Annotated in this window: 1 protein-coding gene and 1 pseudogene; both read right to left on the reverse strand. The window is 37.6% G+C overall.

Annotated features, from left to right (window positions below; all coding sequences use genetic code 11):
* Window positions 1–30 precede the first annotated feature (30 nt).
* Window positions 31–17,934 (reverse strand): T9SS type B sorting domain-containing protein, encoded by a 17,904-nt coding sequence (locus ABEB23_RS07730; protein ID WP_348811958.1) that lies wholly within the window; start codon window positions 17,932–17,934, stop codon window positions 31–33.
* Window positions 17,935–18,136: 202 nt separating this feature from the next.
* Window positions 18,137–19,326, reverse strand: a pseudogene (locus ABEB23_RS07735) (PorP/SprF family type IX secretion system membrane protein); the annotation flags it as partial.

Raw genomic sequence — 19,326 nt, forward strand, 5'->3', positions numbered from 1 at the left:
TTATAGAGATAAAATCCTCTTCATTTATAATTATCTGTACAAAGTGAAATGACCAACAAATTCTCGTGCGTCTTTGTCATTTTTCAATTTCAGAACATACCAGTAATCTCCTGTTGGCAATTCTGTACCGTTGTACTTACCATCCCAAAATTGCCCTTCTCCAAAAGTACCCACTTTACGTCCGTATCTGTCAAATACGTGGAATACCAAATCAGGATAATTGATAGTATTTGTCGGCGTCCATCCATCATTATTTCCATCACCATTTGGTGTAAATACATTTGGAATTTTTATATCGATAAACTCAAAATATCTCGTAGCTGTTACCGTACAGCCATTTGAATCCGTTACCTCAACAGTATAATCTCCCGATTTGTAGTAGATGAAAGTGTTTTTGGTACCAGTAGACTCTCCATTAAAAGTATATTGGTAAGTACCAGAACCACCTGTTGTTGTAGCAACAATTTCATTCAGTCCACCATCATTCAAAATAACTGCCAATGGATCGATCTGTGCGATATCAAAAGTCGTCGTTCTTTGAATACAACCATTAGTATGTCTTACATCTATATAATGACCAACTCCAGGAGCAACGTTTGTAAACACATTACCTAATTGATATGGAGCACCGTCTAGAGAATAATCTACATCTGCAGGATTAGTAATACTTGCATCAACAGTTACCGTAACAGAATTACTGGCTGAATTATTCACACAGCCATAATCTACTGTAGCAATTGGGTCAATTTTTACCGATTCTGGCATATCAACAATTAATTCATAAAGGCAACCGTTGAAATCTTTCACGTATACTGTATGAGCTCCACCGGCTAATCCTGTAAAGTCAAATTGAGTTTGCCCAACAATACCAGTTGTATAAGTTCCATTAATATCATCTAAACTTACACTATATGGCATTGTTCCTCCACTAATATCAACACTGAAAGCACCATCATTATCTCCAAAACAAATTTCTGGAAGCAATGAACCAGCAGTTAGTGACGCTGTTAGAGGTGATGGCTCAATAATAGCAATACCTGTTAGATAAATATAACATCCGTTTTCATCCTGAGCGAGAACATCATAAAGACCTGGCTCAAGGTTTACGAAAGTTCCAGACTCAAAAAATTGATCCATTCTAGGAGAAATAGCATATTTAATAATACCTGTACCTCCAGAGGCTGTCATAATTATTTGTCCGTTTCCTTCTCCAAAACAAGTGACATTAACTACAGAATGTGTTTCACTGATTGGTGTCAAAGGCTCTTTTATTTCTAATGCAGAAACCGTGGTCGTATTACAATCTCCACTGTCTACTCTCACCTTGTAGAATCCTGCAGCCAAACCTGTGAAATCACCCGGAGTTACTTGTGTTGGCGCTGGTACAATAGGCAAGCCAGCTCCGTCAAGTAATGTATACACATAATTTCCTAAACCTCCTTGTGCTGTAGCAACAATTACACCGGTAAGATCGCCTTTGCAATTGATTACTGCATTGCTGGAATCCACATTTAAGATAAGTGCCTCTAATGGCAATACCTCAATATCATTTGATAGTACGCTCACACAACCGTTAGCATCTTTCACATAATAATGATAGGTTCCAACTGGCACTTGGAACGTCACAGAATTTGTGAAAGTACCAAGATTTGAAGCAAAAGTAGGATCGGCGCTATAGGTATAAATACCAGTCCCTCCTGTTGCACTCAAAGTAAGCGAAGCTTGAGTTAAACATGTCTGACTAGATGCTACAACCAAACTGGCAATCACTTCTGCAGGTTCAACTATAGTAATTGAAGATGAAGTCGCACTACAACTATAACCGTCTGTAACAGTTATCGTGTAGGTTCCTGCACCCAAACCATTAAACGTTGGAGAAGTTTGAGGACCATTTGATGTAGCAGGCACCAAAGATGTCGTATTTAAGGTATACATATAATTTGATCCTTGACCACCTGTAGGTACCGATGCCGTTATACTGGCACTTGTGTCTCCATAACAAGCCAATAGTGTTGTACTAGGCGCTGCCGTAAATACAATAGGTGTTGGATTAGATAAATTAACTGTCGTTGTGGCGATGCAACCTTTACTATCTCTAACATTTACAGTATAGTTCCCTGCTGTTAAACCAGTAAAGTTTGTTTGAGCAGAATAGGCAACGTTAACTGGTCCCACTAATTCGAATTCATAATCACTACTCCATCCACCTGTAGCTGAAGCTGTAATTGTTCCGTCATTATTACCTGCAACACAAGTAATATCAGTATGTGTTTCACTAATGACTAACGCGGCTGTTGGTCCTGTAATTGTGAAGTTTTTACTCACAATACAGTAAGGGGAATTGGTTAGGGCAGCAGAAATCATGTAAGTACCTGCTCTTAAACCATTAAGTGTTATCGGACCAAAAGTTGGACTGTTAGTCGTTGGTACAACTATTACTGGTGCCAATGGATTAGCAATATCATAAACGGTATAATCAAACGGCCCTGCTTCATCTGTTGGCGAAGTAACTCTATCAATCAAAGTTACTCTTGCACTTCCATTAGCATCACCTAAACAAATAACATCAACAATGCTGTCAATAGTTAAATCGAAAGTATTTGGCTCATTTACATAATGTACTTCTTCTATAATACATCCGGTTGCTGGATTAGTCACCGTGATCAAGTAATTCGCTACTGGTAAATCAGTAAAGATACCTGTTGGATTGGTTTGACTAGGATACAATGTACCTGTTGTACCAGTAGCTGCGTCTACGTCAACAAGAGTATATAATAAACTAGCTGGTGTGCCACCGATAGTCGTCACCGAAACGGTGATGTCTTCTAAATTTGTACAAGTAATGGCTTGGTTCACCACAACATTTACCTTATCCAATTCGACAAAAGGATCAATCACAATTGGTGCTGCGGTAGTTCCCATACAACCTTTGCTGTCATATACATTGACAATATAAGAACCACCGGTTAAGTTAGCTTCGGTATATATATTGCTAGAGCCAAATTGTACTTGTGTATTTGGTGTTCCTATTTTGATAAACTCATAGTTCAAATAAGAACCAGATCCACCGGTTACTCCATTTACAGTAATCGTAGCAAAATTAGCTGTATTACCAGATGTACAACCAAATGGTACTACAGTTGGTGCTGGCACTACCATTGGATTTGGTTGTACTACGCTAACAGTTTGCGTTGCTGTACAGCCAAGACCCGAAGTTACTGTCACGGTATAAGTTCCTGCTGGCAGACCACTGAATAATGGTGAATTTTGAGGCCCAACATTTACAGCAGTTGCCGTAACAGTTGTTCCATTCAACGCATAAGTATATAACGGATTATTATTTACCGTTAAAGTTGGTGTTGTCAAATTAACTGTTATAGTTCCGTCACTATCTCCATTACAAGTAACATCTGTTTTAGATAAAGCGAAATCAATTACAGTGTTTGGAGCAGTAATTGTAATCGAAACACTTTTCACACAAGTAGTAACTAAATCTCTCACATAGAAAGTATAGGGAGTGAGACTTGGTGTTAAACCGCTAAACACATTTCCAGCAACATAATTCGTACCATCCTGGCTGTATTCATAACTAGCTGGAATTGTTCCTCCGCTTGCTGTTAAAGTCACTTCACCATTGGCACTCAAACAAGTTGGAATAGTTGTTAAATCGGCTCGCAGTTGTAATGGTTCTAAAACAGTAACCGGAATTGCCCACGTAGCAGTACATTGATTGGCATCACGAACAGTAACAGTATAGTTACCCGGTGAAGTTACTGTCAAGACATTATTATTAAGTTGCCAACTATTAATGTCCAAACTGTATTCCAAATCTGGACTAAATCCTGAAGCCGTTACCGTAATATCATAAGTACCTGTTGCACTAGGACATTGTGTAGCTACTACAGCGGTAATAATTGGCATTGGATCTACTGAAATTTGAACCGTTTGAACATCTGTACAACCATTCGCATCTTGTACCCAAACATCGATAGCATCAAAAGCTGGGCTTATTTGCGTTGTTACAATTGTTTTGGTATTTGAAGGCGTGAATGAACCTGCTGGCGATGTACCTGCTGGAACAAACGCATAAGTATAACCTAGAGTACCTCCTGTAACAGAAGCAATAGGAACAGTAATAACTGCACCTGCGTTGTTGCAATTTTGATTCACCACTGTTATAGATGCTGACAAGTCTAAAACCGGAGGTTCCGTAATGGCAACAACATTTGAAGTTGTTGTACAACGAGGATAAGCAGTTTCAGTAACAACAACTGTATAATTGGTTCCCGCAACTAATCCGAAAGGAATTACAAATGGATTTGAAATCGTTGTATCATGAGAACCACTGGTTACTGAGGTTACACCGTTAAATACTTCATAAGTATATGCGCCAGTATAACCTATTACATTAATTTCTATAGCTCCATTAGCATCTAAATTACATTTAGCATTAGCAGCCGTAGATGCAATTACATTGATTTTATTGAATAATGGAACGTCATTTATGATTGATTTTATGCTACATCCTGTATTATTATCAAAGATTTCAAACTCGTAATAATGACCTGCTGTAGGCGCATTATAGGTAAAAGAATTACCTACAACAGTACCTAATCCTCCTAAAACAACACCATCCTGATAAACTTGATATGTAAATGGATTTGGAGTATTGCTACCACCAGTAATTAGCACATTCATTACTTGTTGGTTGTTAATACAATCCATTACTGGACCATATGTAGCAACAGCCGAAATTAATTTAGGGAATGGAGCAATTAGAACTTGCGTATCATCAATACAACCATTTGCATCTCTAACATAATACGTTAAGGTTTGAGCTACTCCAGTATCAAAAACTTTAAATGTATTGGTTAATTTCCAATTGGTTCCGTTTTCACTATAGGTATAATCTAAAACAGCACCTGTTCCTGAACCTCCTGTACCTCTAACTGTAACAATTGTCTCATTCAATGTATTCGTAGCCGAACATGTAAATGGCGATGGAGATGCACTAGCCACTACTGCAACTGGATTATTAATAGTCACTGTTTGTGGAGTGGCACAACCTCTTGCTGAAGTAACCGTTACATTATAAGTACCAACTGTTAATCCAGTGAATAACCCATTGTTAACTTGAGTTTTAGTAAATCCTGCAGGAACAGTTCTAACAATTGTATAGGTATAATCCGGATTATCATTTGTAGCGTCTAAAGTCACTAAAATAGAACCATTACTTGCATTTCCTTGTGGCGCTAAACAATTTGGCGAGGTAGGAGTCGCAGTATACGTAACCTGAGTTGGATCAACCATCACAATTGCATTGGCAACCGTGTAAGAACAACTTCTGGCATCATATACTACAAAAGTATAACTTCCCGGTCCTGTAACTGTATAGTTAGCCGCATCTAATCCTGCAGGAAACGCGATTGGAGCAGAAGGCATGCCGCCATCTTTGGCAACAGTATACGTATAAGAACCATCACCGCCAACTGCAGATATTTTAATCGTACCATCAACAACTCCTGTACAAGAAATATCTTTTGTGTTTTGTACCGTAGCAAAAAGCTGCGGCTCAATCACAGTGTTAACAGGCACTATTGATTTACATCCATAAGCATCTTTTACTACAATATCATAACTACCAGGAGTTAAGTTATTGAATGTATTCGATAATTGGAAAGTAACTCCATTGTCAATACTGTACTCAAAAGGCGTCACTACAAACGTAGACGTTGAAGCCGCATTTACAACCAGTGTTGCAGCATTAGTGCCATCGTAGCAATAATCTGATGTTACATCAATAGTAGCCGTTGGATTAACTGGTGCCAATAAATTGAATGAATCTGTCACCACACAACCATTAGCATCTTTTACTGATATATTATAAAGTCCTGCTTGCGTAAGACCTCCAAAAACACCTGTGTTATTAATTAAAACAGTCGCATCTGGCTGGGTTAGGCTATATTCGTAATTACCCCATCCGCCAGTAGCTGTAATAGTTACCGCACCAAAAGTTGTACAGCCTAGTGGTGTAACGATTTTAGTAATCGCTAAAGTAGCCGTTGGAGCTTCAATAACGAAATTGATTAGTTTTGAACAATTTGTTGCATTATCAAATACTTCGATAGTATGTGGACCCGCCGTTAATCCTGTTAAATCAATTGTTGGTGCAGAAAAATTACTAACACCTGCAATCACAACCGGAGCGCCATCCACTTCGTAGTGGTAAGTAGTCGTCGCAGCAAAACCTGATACGAAGAAACTGGCTTTTCCATCAGTCGCTGTAAAACAAGTAACACCTGTGTTTGATTGTTCAACAATATCGATTTTAACTACATCTGTAATCTCAAAAGGCAATTGTTTCACACAATTATTTGCATCCTTAACTTGGAACACATAGTCTCCAGGCAATAAATTAACGAAAATTGGATCAATACCGTTATCAACTATTGGCGATCCTGTTGACGAAATGATTTGATACGTTAAAGGAGCAACTCCATTAACAAAATTCGAAAGTGTTACGTTACTTGTCAAATCAGTACAAGTAATCGGACGTGCTTGAGTAATATCAAAATTCGTTGGAGGATTCAGTTTGAAAATATCAATTGTTCCGGCAGCCTCGCAACCATTCTCATCTTGAACCGCATAAGCAATACCAAGTTGGTCTGATCCGGTATCGTCAACGATATATTTAGTTTCAGTACTAAATGCACTTCCATCAAAACTATATAAAAACGTTCCTGAACCACCAGATCCTACCAATGTTAAATCAACTTCAGCAGCTTGACCAATATTGCCAGGTCCACATGTTAACGGAGTTACTGCTGGTGTTCCAACTACAACTGCTGTTGGCTCGCCTAAAATTGCTGAACCTGTTTCTTCACATCCTAAAGCATCTCTTACGATATAAGGATAAGTTCCTGCAGTTACTGAATAAATATTTATATCAGAAAATCCTAAACTATTAAAATTATATTTATATGGTCCTCTTCCTCCTGTCGCTGACAGTTCGATAATACCTGCTCCTCCATTACACAATGGTTGGATTGGATTAGATGCCGGAAAAATTGGAATAATCTGCTCAATAATAACATCATTAGTTTCTATTGGACAACTATTAGCATCGGTAATCAAGAATTTATAAGTTCCATAATCAGCCTCAGCTACGGGATAATTGAATGTTACATCTGTTAAACCTAAAGTTACCGGAGCACCAAAAACTGCATTATTTTTATAAGCCTGGTAGGTATAAGGTCTTGTTCCTTCAGAAATTGTAACTGTAATAGTAGCATCTGCGATAGCAGCTGGACTAGCAGAACAATCTAAAGGTTTAAATACAACGGCTGCTGCCAATGGCGTTGCCACTATATCAATTGTATGCGTAACCGGACAACCGTTTTTATCCTGAATTACAATTGTTTGTGTACCTGAATTAAGACCCGTTGCTGAGTAGGTTAATCCGGTAAAACTTTTAAAAGTACCACCGTTTACACTTACCGCATAAGGCGCCATTGAAGGTGTTGGATCAGTAACTAATACATCAACTACAAAATTACCTTCGGAAGCACATTTGATTGGAACAGATAAGTCAAAAACAGGGTCTGGATCTTTATCTAAAATTACAGAAGTTGCAGCTTGAATACAACCATTAGCATCTTTAGCGAAAACATAATAGGACTCTCCTGCTAAGTTAGCTGCCAAGTTAAAAGTACCACTAGGTTGCCAACCGGAAGTAGAAGCATCAGGAACTGTTCCCGAAGTATTCACCAAATATTCATAAGGAGCGGTACCATCTTTAGCTTCTGCTATGATAATACCTAAATCAGTACAATTTTCGTTTTTAAATGGTAAAGCAGTAACTGATAATTCGATAGACGATTCTTTTATATCAAAAACTGATGATGCCATTTTACAACCATCATTAACTCCTCCTCTTTCAGTAAATACTATATAATATTGGCCCGGAACCAAATTTCCAACCTGTGCGGCTGGTAATGCAGGCAAGGCAGGATAATTAACAGGGAAAGGATCACCAATTGTGTAAGTTAAAATCCCGCTTACAGCATCGTTACTTAATCCGGCAAAAACCTGATAATCGATAGACGTTGCTGTTGCATCGTAACCCGTGATCGAAAAAGCTACATAACCATCGTCCTCATTTATACAAGTAACATTATGAGGTGTAATTGTCGGTACAAGTGTTGAAGCTGCTGGAATAGGAATATCTGCGATGTTTACAAAATCACATCCTGTATCTCCATCATGAACAACAAACGCATAAGTTACTCCAGGAGTTAAACCTGTAAAAATATGAGAATCTATCCCATTATTTGGACTTACCATATTAGATGAAAATGGAGGAGTATTACTTTCAACAATACCAAAAGTATAATTACTGCCTAAAGGCGTAGCTTTAACAGTAATTGTAGCAGTACCATCAGTACAATTTGGTGCTGCAGTATCAATTATTACTTCCAAATCATCTGGAGGAGAAGTCATTGGGATTTGTCTACTAAAATTACATCCATTAGCATCTACAACATTTATTGTATAAATACCAAAATTAAGTATACTACTAAATGTATAATCTTCCGATCCAGTAGTAACGTATGGATTTGGTGGTGCGATCACATCCCCAAAGTTATTTGTAATAAAATATTTGTATGGTGCGGTACCACCAACAACATTTTCTACAGTTATAGAACCTAATGTATATGCCCCTCCTGCACATTGAATATCAATTTTTGTTAAATTAAAATCAATTGGATCTTTCCCAACAATTTCAATTTCATCAGTATCGGTACAGCCTTTAGCATCAGTAACTGTTATCACATAAAAGCCAGCAGCCAAACCTGTAGTTTGTGTGCCATAATCCTTAACGAATGCTGTATGGGCAAGGTCTGAATATTGCGTAACATTAAATACAAATGGTGCTAATCCTTTCGCATTGTCAATATCAATTTTAATTGCAGCAGTTTCATCCCCGCTGCATTTTATAAATTGTGTTTGCGTGATAGCTGTTATTTCTGGATCTACCTTATCAGTAACTGTAACTGGAACGGTAGTTTCAGCAGGACATCCTCCTGAAGTAACTCTAAAATAATAATCACCGTCTACGGTTGGTTTATATACATTACCAGTTACAGGCAAATACGTTCCTCCTGTTCCAACTTTGTACTCATAAGTATAGGTACCGGTTCCTCCACCAGCTGACAAAGTAATTTGCGCATCATTAGAAGTGAAAGGAGGTACAAAAGCACATGTAAGATCTTTGTCTAAAATTGCTCCAATCGTCAACTGATTATTTACATCATAAACTACTACTGGAGATATACACCCATTGTCATCTTTAACAGTAAGATTATAACTTCCTGCTGCCGAAATAGTTTTAATAGGATTGGTGGTATAAACACCATTGATACCATATTGTATAGAAGATCCTGTAAATACATTTCCAGACATAGTAATTGTAAAAGGACTTCCCGTATAACATTGTGCAGGCGGAGTATCAACAGTTGGTGCTGCATCGTTTACTACATTTACTGGGATATTTTGAGGACAATTCCCGTTTTTATCTACTACATAAGCTACATAATTCAAACCATCGACACTAGTATCTTTGGTAAAAACACCTGTAGTGTTGTAATCTCCAGGAAAAACAGGAGTGTTTCCTAATTTTACTACTGCATAATATAATGGTGCTGTTCCGCCTGTAGCCGTCACTTTAATGGTACTATTGACTTCCGTACAGAATACTTTAGAAGCTGCTAGTATTGATAAAGGCGTAATGGCTGCAGGTTCGGATAAAGACACTGCTGCACTAGCGGAACACTTAGTATCATTATTTGTAACCGTGAAAGTATAGGTTTCATTTCCTTGTAGTCCAGAGTATGTAATAACATCTAAAACTTTTGTTCCTCCTGCAATTGTTCCAGAAACGCTACCTACCAATGTATAACCATAAGTTGAAGCTCTATTACCTGAAACTGTAAATTTAATTACACCATCAGTTCCTGCATTACAAGTAACATTTGTAACGATTGAACCTGAAACCTGAATAGGAACAACGGCATCAATTTTATACTGACCTGTAATAGTACAATTATTTGCATCGGTAACTTTAAAGAAATAAGTACCCGGAACTAAATTTGTAAAGGTATGAGCTTGAGCATTAACACCAGTAGCAATTGGAGTGGCTGGTGCCACTGCTGCATCTGTGCTTGTAATTTCAAATTTAAATGGTGCTACCCCATTGGTAACAGTCACTGTTAAATCGGTATCCAATTGACTAGGATCACAAGTAATCGTATTTGCTGGTCCAAAAGCTAAAGCAGTTGGTGGATTCAATGCATCGACCACAGGTGATACAGGAACAGTAAAAGGACAGCCATTTGCATCGTATACAACAACAGTAACTGCACCCGGAGTGTTAGTTGTGTAGGTATTTGATGTTACAGGTGCTTGTCCATTATAACTATATCTGTATGGGTATACTCCACTATATGGTGTCCCTGGTAAAACGATTGTAACAGTTATCGTAGCAGCTTGTGATACATTGCCAGCGCCACAAGTTAATGGTGTTGTAACATTTGCTGTAGCTGTCAACCCAAATAAAGGCTCATTAATAGTAACTGTTTTTGCATCAGATAGACATTGTTTTACATCTTTCACCTGAACATCATAAGTTCCTGCTTTTAGATTATTAAATACATTAGTCGTTTGAGTTACAACTGGCCCCACTGGAGCAGTTGGTGTTAATATATAAGTGTAAGTTCCAGAAGCTGGAACACCCGTTACCGTGATGCTTCCTGTAGCTTCCGTTTTACATTTTACATCAACCTGAGTAGTTGTAAAATCAGGTTTTACTAGCGCATTAATTGTTCTCGAAACAATGGTCGTACACCCTTTACTATCTGTAATTTCAAAATAATACGTTCCAGCTGCAGCAGCAGGATAAGTAAATACTTTTATTCCTGCTCCAACAGTATAAACTGTCCCTGTAAAAGGAGCACCCGTTGTATTTACTTTATAGGTATAATCAGGATAGCCATTAGCAATAGTAACCTGAATAGAAGCGTCTGGAGATGCCGGCGTTACCTCACAATCCAAATCAGCCAATAAAGTAGTGCTTGCCGTTACCGGTGATGCTATCGTTTGTTCTGCTAAATCTATATAACATCCGGTTGCTGTATCCGTAACTCGAATGGTATATTTACCTGGAGTTAGTCCTGAGAAAGTTCCGGTAGTTAGAGGTGTTCCACCATTAATACTATACGTATAATTGGTTTGTGTATTTGGAGTTACTATTAAAGTCGCTCCAGCACCGCCTGCACAATATACCGAAGTGGCAGCTATAGTTGCAGAAGGAAGTACTTTATCGTTAATTGTAAAAGTTCCTGATATTGGGCAGCCTTTTAAATCAGTAACAATAAATGAATAATCACCCGCCAATAAATTTGGAAATGTGCTATTGTTTTGTGTAATAGTTGATCCCGATGGTGCTGGGCCTGTAACCGCGTAAGTGTAAGTACCCCAACCGCCACTAACATTAATTATTGCAGTACCATTAGCTTTACAAGTCACATGGGTAAGTGCTGTTTGGGCTAAAACTAATGCAGTAGAAGGCAGAATTGAAACATTTGCAGAAACAAAACAAGTAGTTGTTGTATTCGTTACAGTAATTGTATGTGAAGTAGCGCTTAATCCTGTTGCTGGAATATCAAATGAAGTTCCTACAGCTGTAAATGAAACAGGAGAATTTGAGTCAATTTTGTAAGTATAACCCGTACCAATTGTTAATCCTGAAGCGGTAAAAATGGCAGAACCATCTGCAGCATTTAAACAAGTTTCATTAACAAATGATTTTAGAGCTACTGTAAAAACTGGTAATGGTGTTATAGTATATGGCTTGCTATATCTGCAATTATTGGCATCTCTTACTTCAAAAGTATAAATAATCCCTGGGTCTAAACCTGCAAAAGAATTACTTGATTGAAATGGAGTGGCTGTTGGTGAAACAATTCTATACTCTAAACCTGACATAATTAAAACTCCTGCACTATTCATAACATTAGTAATAGTCACAGTGGCTTTATTAGTTGGGCAAGTAAGCGCCGAGTTACCAATGGTCATTGCCGCTGGTGGATTCAAAGCAGAAATCACCATCGGTGGAGAAGATGTAACTGAACAATTTTTTGCATCGGTAACTGTTACCGTATAATTGCCTGCAACACTCAAATTATTAAAAATTCCAGTTGTATTTGAAGCTACTGGACTACCATTTCTATTTAAAGTATAAGTAAAAGAACCATTCCCTCCAGAAGCAGAAGCTGTAATAGTGGCCGGACCATCACAAGTGTAAGCTGTTGTGATAGATGCAGAAATTGTAATAGGAGTTGGTTCGAATACAATTGCTGTCCCGTTATAAATACAGCCTTTATTATCTTTAATTTGATAAGGATATGAAGTACCAGCAAGAGAACCTGACAGTGAGCCATAAGTTACTGTACCCGAAAATCCTAAATTATTAAAATTATAAGTAAAAGGAGCTACACCGGTAAGCGCTTCCAAAGTAACGTTTCCGTTATTAAGAGCTTCACATGTTTCATTGGTAACAATAGCGTTACCAGTAACCACTACTAAGGAATTTATGGTTGCAGAAGCGGGAGTTTTACATCCTAATGCATCGGTAATCTCAAAAGTATAAGCACTTGCTACACCAGTAGTATAGGTAAAAGTATTTCCAGTTACAGTTGGCTGTACTAGCGTTCCAGGTCCTGTTCCGGAAGTTTTTACTACGGTAAATGGAGCGGTTCCCCCAGAGATAGTTCCTGTGATCACTGCTTGGTTTGCTGGTGCAACATCACAGTCCAATCCAGTTGTAACAACTGCATTAGCTGTTACTGTAGCATTAATTACTTGGCTCAATGTTTCGTCATAACAACCATTACTATCTGTTATCTTAAACATATATGTACCCGTAGTTGTGGCAGGATAAGTAAATGTTGGTCCTGCAAAAGTTGGACTGGAAACGCCATATGTACTTCCACCATTGGTGCTGGTTTGGTAACTATATGGTCCTACTCCACCACTAATATTTACTGTTATTTGAGCCCCTGTTAAAGGGTCAAAACACATTGCCGTACTCGGTACTATAGTTGCTGTAGGTGCTGCCGGTACCACAACATTTACTGGAGCCCCAACGGCGCTAATACATAAATTTGCATCTCTTACAAAAACCGTATAATTTCCTGCAGGAACATCAATAAATACTCCATTATTATTAGTGAAAGCCGTTACTACAGTAGTACCATCGGATTCACGTAGCTCATATTGATAAGCGGGTGTTCCTCCTGCTCCTACCGCAGTAATAGTCGCTCCAGTAATACAAGTAGCATTTTTGGTTATAGTTGCAGTAACCGTTACAGCTGTTGGAGCAGTAATGGTTTGCGGAATTGTTTTTACACAAGTCCCTGTTGAAGTCGCGTCATATCGTATCTGTACGTTATAAGCCGCTGGCAATAAACCTGTAATGGTATAAGGCGAAGTTGTCACAGTGGTCCAATTAGTACCATCTATTGTATATTGGTAGCTAGAGTTAAAATTTTGCGCAGCAATTGTGATTTCACCATTATTTGCCCCGGCACAAGTTACATTTTTAAATCCTGTAACAGCCGCGCTAAAGGCTTGACCAGTTGGCACTACAAAAGGAAAATCTACTTTGGTAATACACGTTTTAGGCAGTTGGTACACTTCTATGTCATCAACGGCAAAATCGATTCCGTTGACCTGAGCAACTTCTAATCGCAATACAAAATCTAACGTAGTGTTATTACTTGGGTCAATCGTTCTGTTGTATTCTACCCAACCATTGGTTTTTGGTATCGCCCCAGTTGAACTGGATGATAATGCAGTTCCAGTACTATTCTGTAATTCAACAGTAAGAGAAGCGTCTGGTTGCCCGTTACCTACTTTTAGTAAATTTGTTGCATAGAATCGAACTTGAATAGGTTGATTTGGAATAATATCTTTAATCGTTTTTCTGTAAAGAACCGCATTATTTGGAATTGCGTAACCTGCATCAACGGCTAAATACCTACCAGTTGCGCTACCGCTGGTGTGATCAACCGGATTGTGCCAACCAGAATATACAGCATTCTTAATAGTATTGGTAACCGTATATTCTCCGTTATTTAATGTCCCATTTTTATCACAGGTTAAGAAATTTTGCTTCTCAAAGCAGAAATTAGTATTAATACCTGGTGAAGAAACTTCTAAACCACTTCCAAAATCTTCTTTTAACAAATTACTATAGGTTGGTACTGTAAGTAATTTATACGTAACACTAACAGTATGTGACCCTGAAGGAACATTTACAAAAACATTTGACGGTACATTTGTATTTACATTACCATCCAATAAATAGCCATATTCAAAATTAGCTCCACCGGGGTTAGTAATAGTAACCGTGCTGTTAGCAGAACCGTCGCAATTAAAAACTGGGCTGGCTACATCAATGGTTGGTGCAACTGGCTCCGGTTCAATAATAATATTTGGCATTGCATAGATACAACCATTGAAGTCTTTAATATAAACCGTATAAGTTCCAGGAGCCATATAAGCTTCATTGCTGGTTACCCATGTAGCTTGATTGTTAAAACTATATAAATAATAATTAGGTGCTGGAAAAGGCGTCCCCCCTTGTGGGTTAGTGATTCTTATTTTTCCTTCTCCAGAAGGCCCACATCCAGCCAATTCGGATACACCTGCAGATGCAGTTAGAGCCGTGCTTGGTTGTGTTATCGTAATTACTTCCATCGTGCCATAACAAACCGCTGTTCCTAAGGTATAACGCACAATAGTATTGTAAGTACCAGCTGCTAAGTTCGGAAATGTAGCTGTAGGCAATGATCCTGGTAAATAGGTAACCCCGTTATCGATACTATATGCCAAAGTATAACCATTAGCATTCGCTACATTAAAACTAATTACTCCCGTGTTATCACCATAACATTTAACATCGGTTTTACCAACCGTATAAACTGGTGGTGCTATTGCCGAAACATCAATTGAGGTAACAGCTGGACAATTATTTAAATCATCTACCTTTATATCATAACGACCTGCCGCTGAAACAGGAAAGGCAAATGATGTCAAAGCTGAGTTTAATAAAACATCAGTACCATTTACATAATAATTATAATTTGGTGTCCCCCCTTCAATATTTATAGTTATTTCTCCATCAACACAGGTTATTGGTTTAGTAACGTTGGCCGTAACTTTTAACAACGGCGGATTAACTATCTTAACAGTATCCTCATAAATGCAATTATCATCTGTTGAAACTTTTACTACATAATCACCTGGGCTTAAGTTAGGAAAAGTATACTCATTAGCGGCAATAGGACCAGCACTACTATTAACTAGTACCCCTCCTTGTTCAATACTGAAATAATATTGTGGTTCAACATTTTCAGCAATCAGTTTAACAGAACCATCATTTATCCCGTTACAAGACGGTTGTGCAATAAAGGTTCTAACATTCATCGTTCGACTATTAACTAGAATATTTGGAACTTGAAAAATACAAGGATTAGTTGTTACACCTTGTTGCTTGATATAAACAGTATAATTACCTGCAGTGGTTATAATGAATTCCGGATTATTCAATTGATAATTTACACCGTCTAAACTGAATTCATATCCTGTAGGTACACCGCCAATAGTAATTTTTCCCGGAGTACCACAAATAATGTCTTTTTTGGTAAAAGTAGGATCCAATAAGTTTTGATAGACATTAAAATAAAACTGGCTGAAACACCCCCCTGTATAATTCAAAGTAACTCTAAACTGTCCCGCAGTATTGGCTAAATAATCCGGTCCAGTTCCCACTTGTTTCCAACAACTACTTGCGAAATTTTCATTAGCACAATTGGCAATCGCTGTGGAAGGGCAAGTTACTTCATCTAATTTTTCCCAAACAATAGATGCGGCATCACTAATTCCTGTTTTAATTAAACGAGAATCATTGGCGCCACATAGAAAAAGATTGGGTAAAGGTTTTCCGTTATTCGGACAGATTACAACATTTCCTCTGTAAGGTGCTTGTGCATAAGGAATTACCGGATTGGTGTTCGTTACTCCAAAATACGTAACTGTTATCTGTTCAACAATATCCTTACATGTTAGCGGCGCTGTATTATGAACATAATAAGTCCCTGTTTGCGTAGCCGTAAAGGTTTGTCCAGTTCCAATAACAGGCGAACCAGTCGAACTTGTTGACCATGAATAATTACTGTAACCATTTGAAGCTTTTAATACTACACTTGACCCGCATAAAATAACATTTTGGGTAAATGTACAATTGGAAATATCCACTATAAAATTAGTGGATTCAGGCGCACCTAATTTACAGACTGTAGAAGCATAACTACCTTCTTCTTGAACTACATCCGTATTAATTACACCCTGATAGGTCGCGAAAGCCTGATTTTTAATTTCATTGGAACAGGCAGTAGCCAAGCTGTTACAATCAGGCGCTACCTGTACATTTAGTCGTATGGTATAAAGCCCGTCATTAACTTCTACAGATGTAGAAGGAATATTAAAAACAAGTGTTCTGGTCGCTGCGTCATACGATTGCAATGTTGCCCCTCCGGCATTGGTATAATCTATTCCGGTTGCAGGATCAAAAACAAGATTTAGGGGAAGTACATCTTTAATGGTGAAATTAGTGACGTTGTCATTCCCGGTACTTTGATAACTGATTTCATAAACTAAAGATTGTGCTAAATTGACATTGCCACCACCTATATCAGTTCCTGAAGTATTTTTTACTACTTTGGTGAGATCAATTTTTGGCGCAATAATATCTACTGCGTAAGCACCAAAAAAAGCAAAAACAGGATCCGCCTGCCCCCTGGCTACTTGCAAAGTAAAACTGGTTGAAGTCTGGTTGTTCTTAATATACTCGGGATTTGCTCCCTTCACTTCCAACATCCCAGTATCATATCCTAAGGTATTGCTGCCTGATGGATTTCTTGGATCGGAAACTCCCCAAGAGTTTTCAATAGTAGAATTAAAAAAATTATTTGCTGGCCCCCTTAAAGGAGTCGATACCTCTTTTGTTCCAAATTCCAGTTTACTTTTATTACCAGGTTTATCCCCATCTAATGCTGCATACGCAAATTGTAAATCAACATTGCCAGATTGTGGTGTTCTAAATCCAGTAACAGGAATTGTTTCTGTACGACCATCATAAAGCGCAGAAAAACCATCAAATGTAGTAAATGATTTCATGTTAAGGCTAGGATCCTCATAAATAACAAAAAGAGTCCAACCAGCAGACAATCCCGTTGAGCCATTAAAACCGGTACTTGAAACCACATCAGCTACAGTATACGTCCCTGCTAAACTTGGCAAATTAGATAACAAACTGGTTACATCTGCATAACAGGTATAGGGTGTATTATTATCTGGGACTATCGGAGTTGAAATCGCATCATAAATCACAGTACCGTTTACATCATTATACGTTGTCCCTCCAGGCAATTTTAATTTTACCTTGTTAATATTCGTCCTGCTTCCACTTTGGAGCATTGCTCCCCAGTATAATGCGGCATAGGTTATTCTGTAACAAGTGGTAGGGCTTCCATTTGCTTTTTTTGGCACTAAAAGATCGGCACTACTTGAACTGAAAGTAGAAGCATCTCCGTCAATATCTATATATTTCATAGATATGCTTTCATTGACAGAATTATCATTAAGCGGATTATTGTCTTTTCCTAGGATATTGTTTCCTATTACAAGCATTTTCCCTCTTAACTCGACATTCTTCCTAATTGCAAAAGGTTTGAGAGTCTGTGCAACTGAAGTGAAGCTCAAAAAGAGAATAAAAACAGCATACACTGCTTTTGAAAAAGTAGGTTTTTTCATGGTATTTATTTTTTAACAATTCCCCTTGACACATCACCCAATGAGGCATTTGGGTGGTATAAAAGAAAATCATACGGTAATGGTAATATTATTGCAAATTCTTTTTTTTACAAATAAAGCATTTTTTAATTTACTTTAATTCAAAATTTTAATGATTTAAAGTTATTATATTAACAAATGTTCTTAATCAAATTTAAATAATCTAATCTTTTTCGACTTTAATAATAATCATCTTACTATTATAAGGCTTATCTCCTTTTGTTTCCAAAGCCTTAGTTGCATCTTGTAAATTGTCGAATTTATTATTATAAATAAAATATTCACTTGAATTAACATTATAAAAGAAATTAATATTTGGCTCTCCTGTTGAAACTACTTTTGTTAAGAAATCATCTCTTTTTCCCGCTTCATTATGTACGGCAAGAATTAGATAATAACCACTTTCAACATTCTTCACCTTTTTCAAAATCTGCATATTAGATTGCTCTACACCAAAATCAAAATCAGAGGTCTTTAATGGTGTTGCACTTCTATTTGTGGTCTCTTTAATTCTTTTTAACGTAGCCATATCTTGCTCAAAACGTCTCTGATCGGTTTCAAAAGCAGCACGTTTAATTCTACGTTTTTTCTCTATTTCCGTTTGTACTTTAATTTCCTCTAATGAACTTAATAAAGCTGTATTAGCCTGTTGTACTTTAACTTGTTCTGCTTTTAAATTATTTATTGTAGTTAAATAACTTTGAGTTAATGCATCATTTTTATTAGAGCCTTTTTTGATTCTTTCATTATATAAATTCGTCAATTGCTCTATGGATTGTTTCTGACTGTTACTAACTTGTGCCAATTGTGATTTCAAAGATTCTAACTCACTATTTTCAGCAGCAGTACTCTTAAATGGTTTCGGTTCTTTAAAAATTCCTTTTTCACTTAAATCATTTTCTTCTCGCAATTCTTTCAAATCCTTTTCTTTGTTCGCTACAGAAGTATTTAATCGATCTAATAACTCTTGCTGATTTTTATTAGACGTTTCTATGTTTTGAGTCAAATTATCCATCGACTTGGCATTTTCATCTTTCGGAGTATTTGCTTTCGCTAAAGCATCTGCGGCTAATTTTGCTTTAAGAGCAGCTTCGGCATCTGCTTTAGCTTTGGCTTCAGCATCTAATTTTACCTGAAGGGCAGCATCAGCATCCGCTTTAGCTTTGGCGTCAGCAGCTAATTTTGCTTGAAGAGCAGCATCTGCATCAGCTTTAGCTTTGGCATCAGCAGCTAATTTTGCTTGCAGGGCAGCATCGGCATCAGCTTTCGTTTTGGCATCAGCAGCCTGTTTCGCTTTAAGAGCAGCTTCGGCATCTGCTTTAGCCTTAGCATCAGCAGCTAATTTCGCCTGAA

Origin of the sequence: Flavobacterium maritimum, from assembly GCF_040049085.1 — a bacterium.
Taxonomy (GTDB): Bacteria; Bacteroidota; Bacteroidia; order Flavobacteriales; family Flavobacteriaceae; genus Flavobacterium; species Flavobacterium maritimum.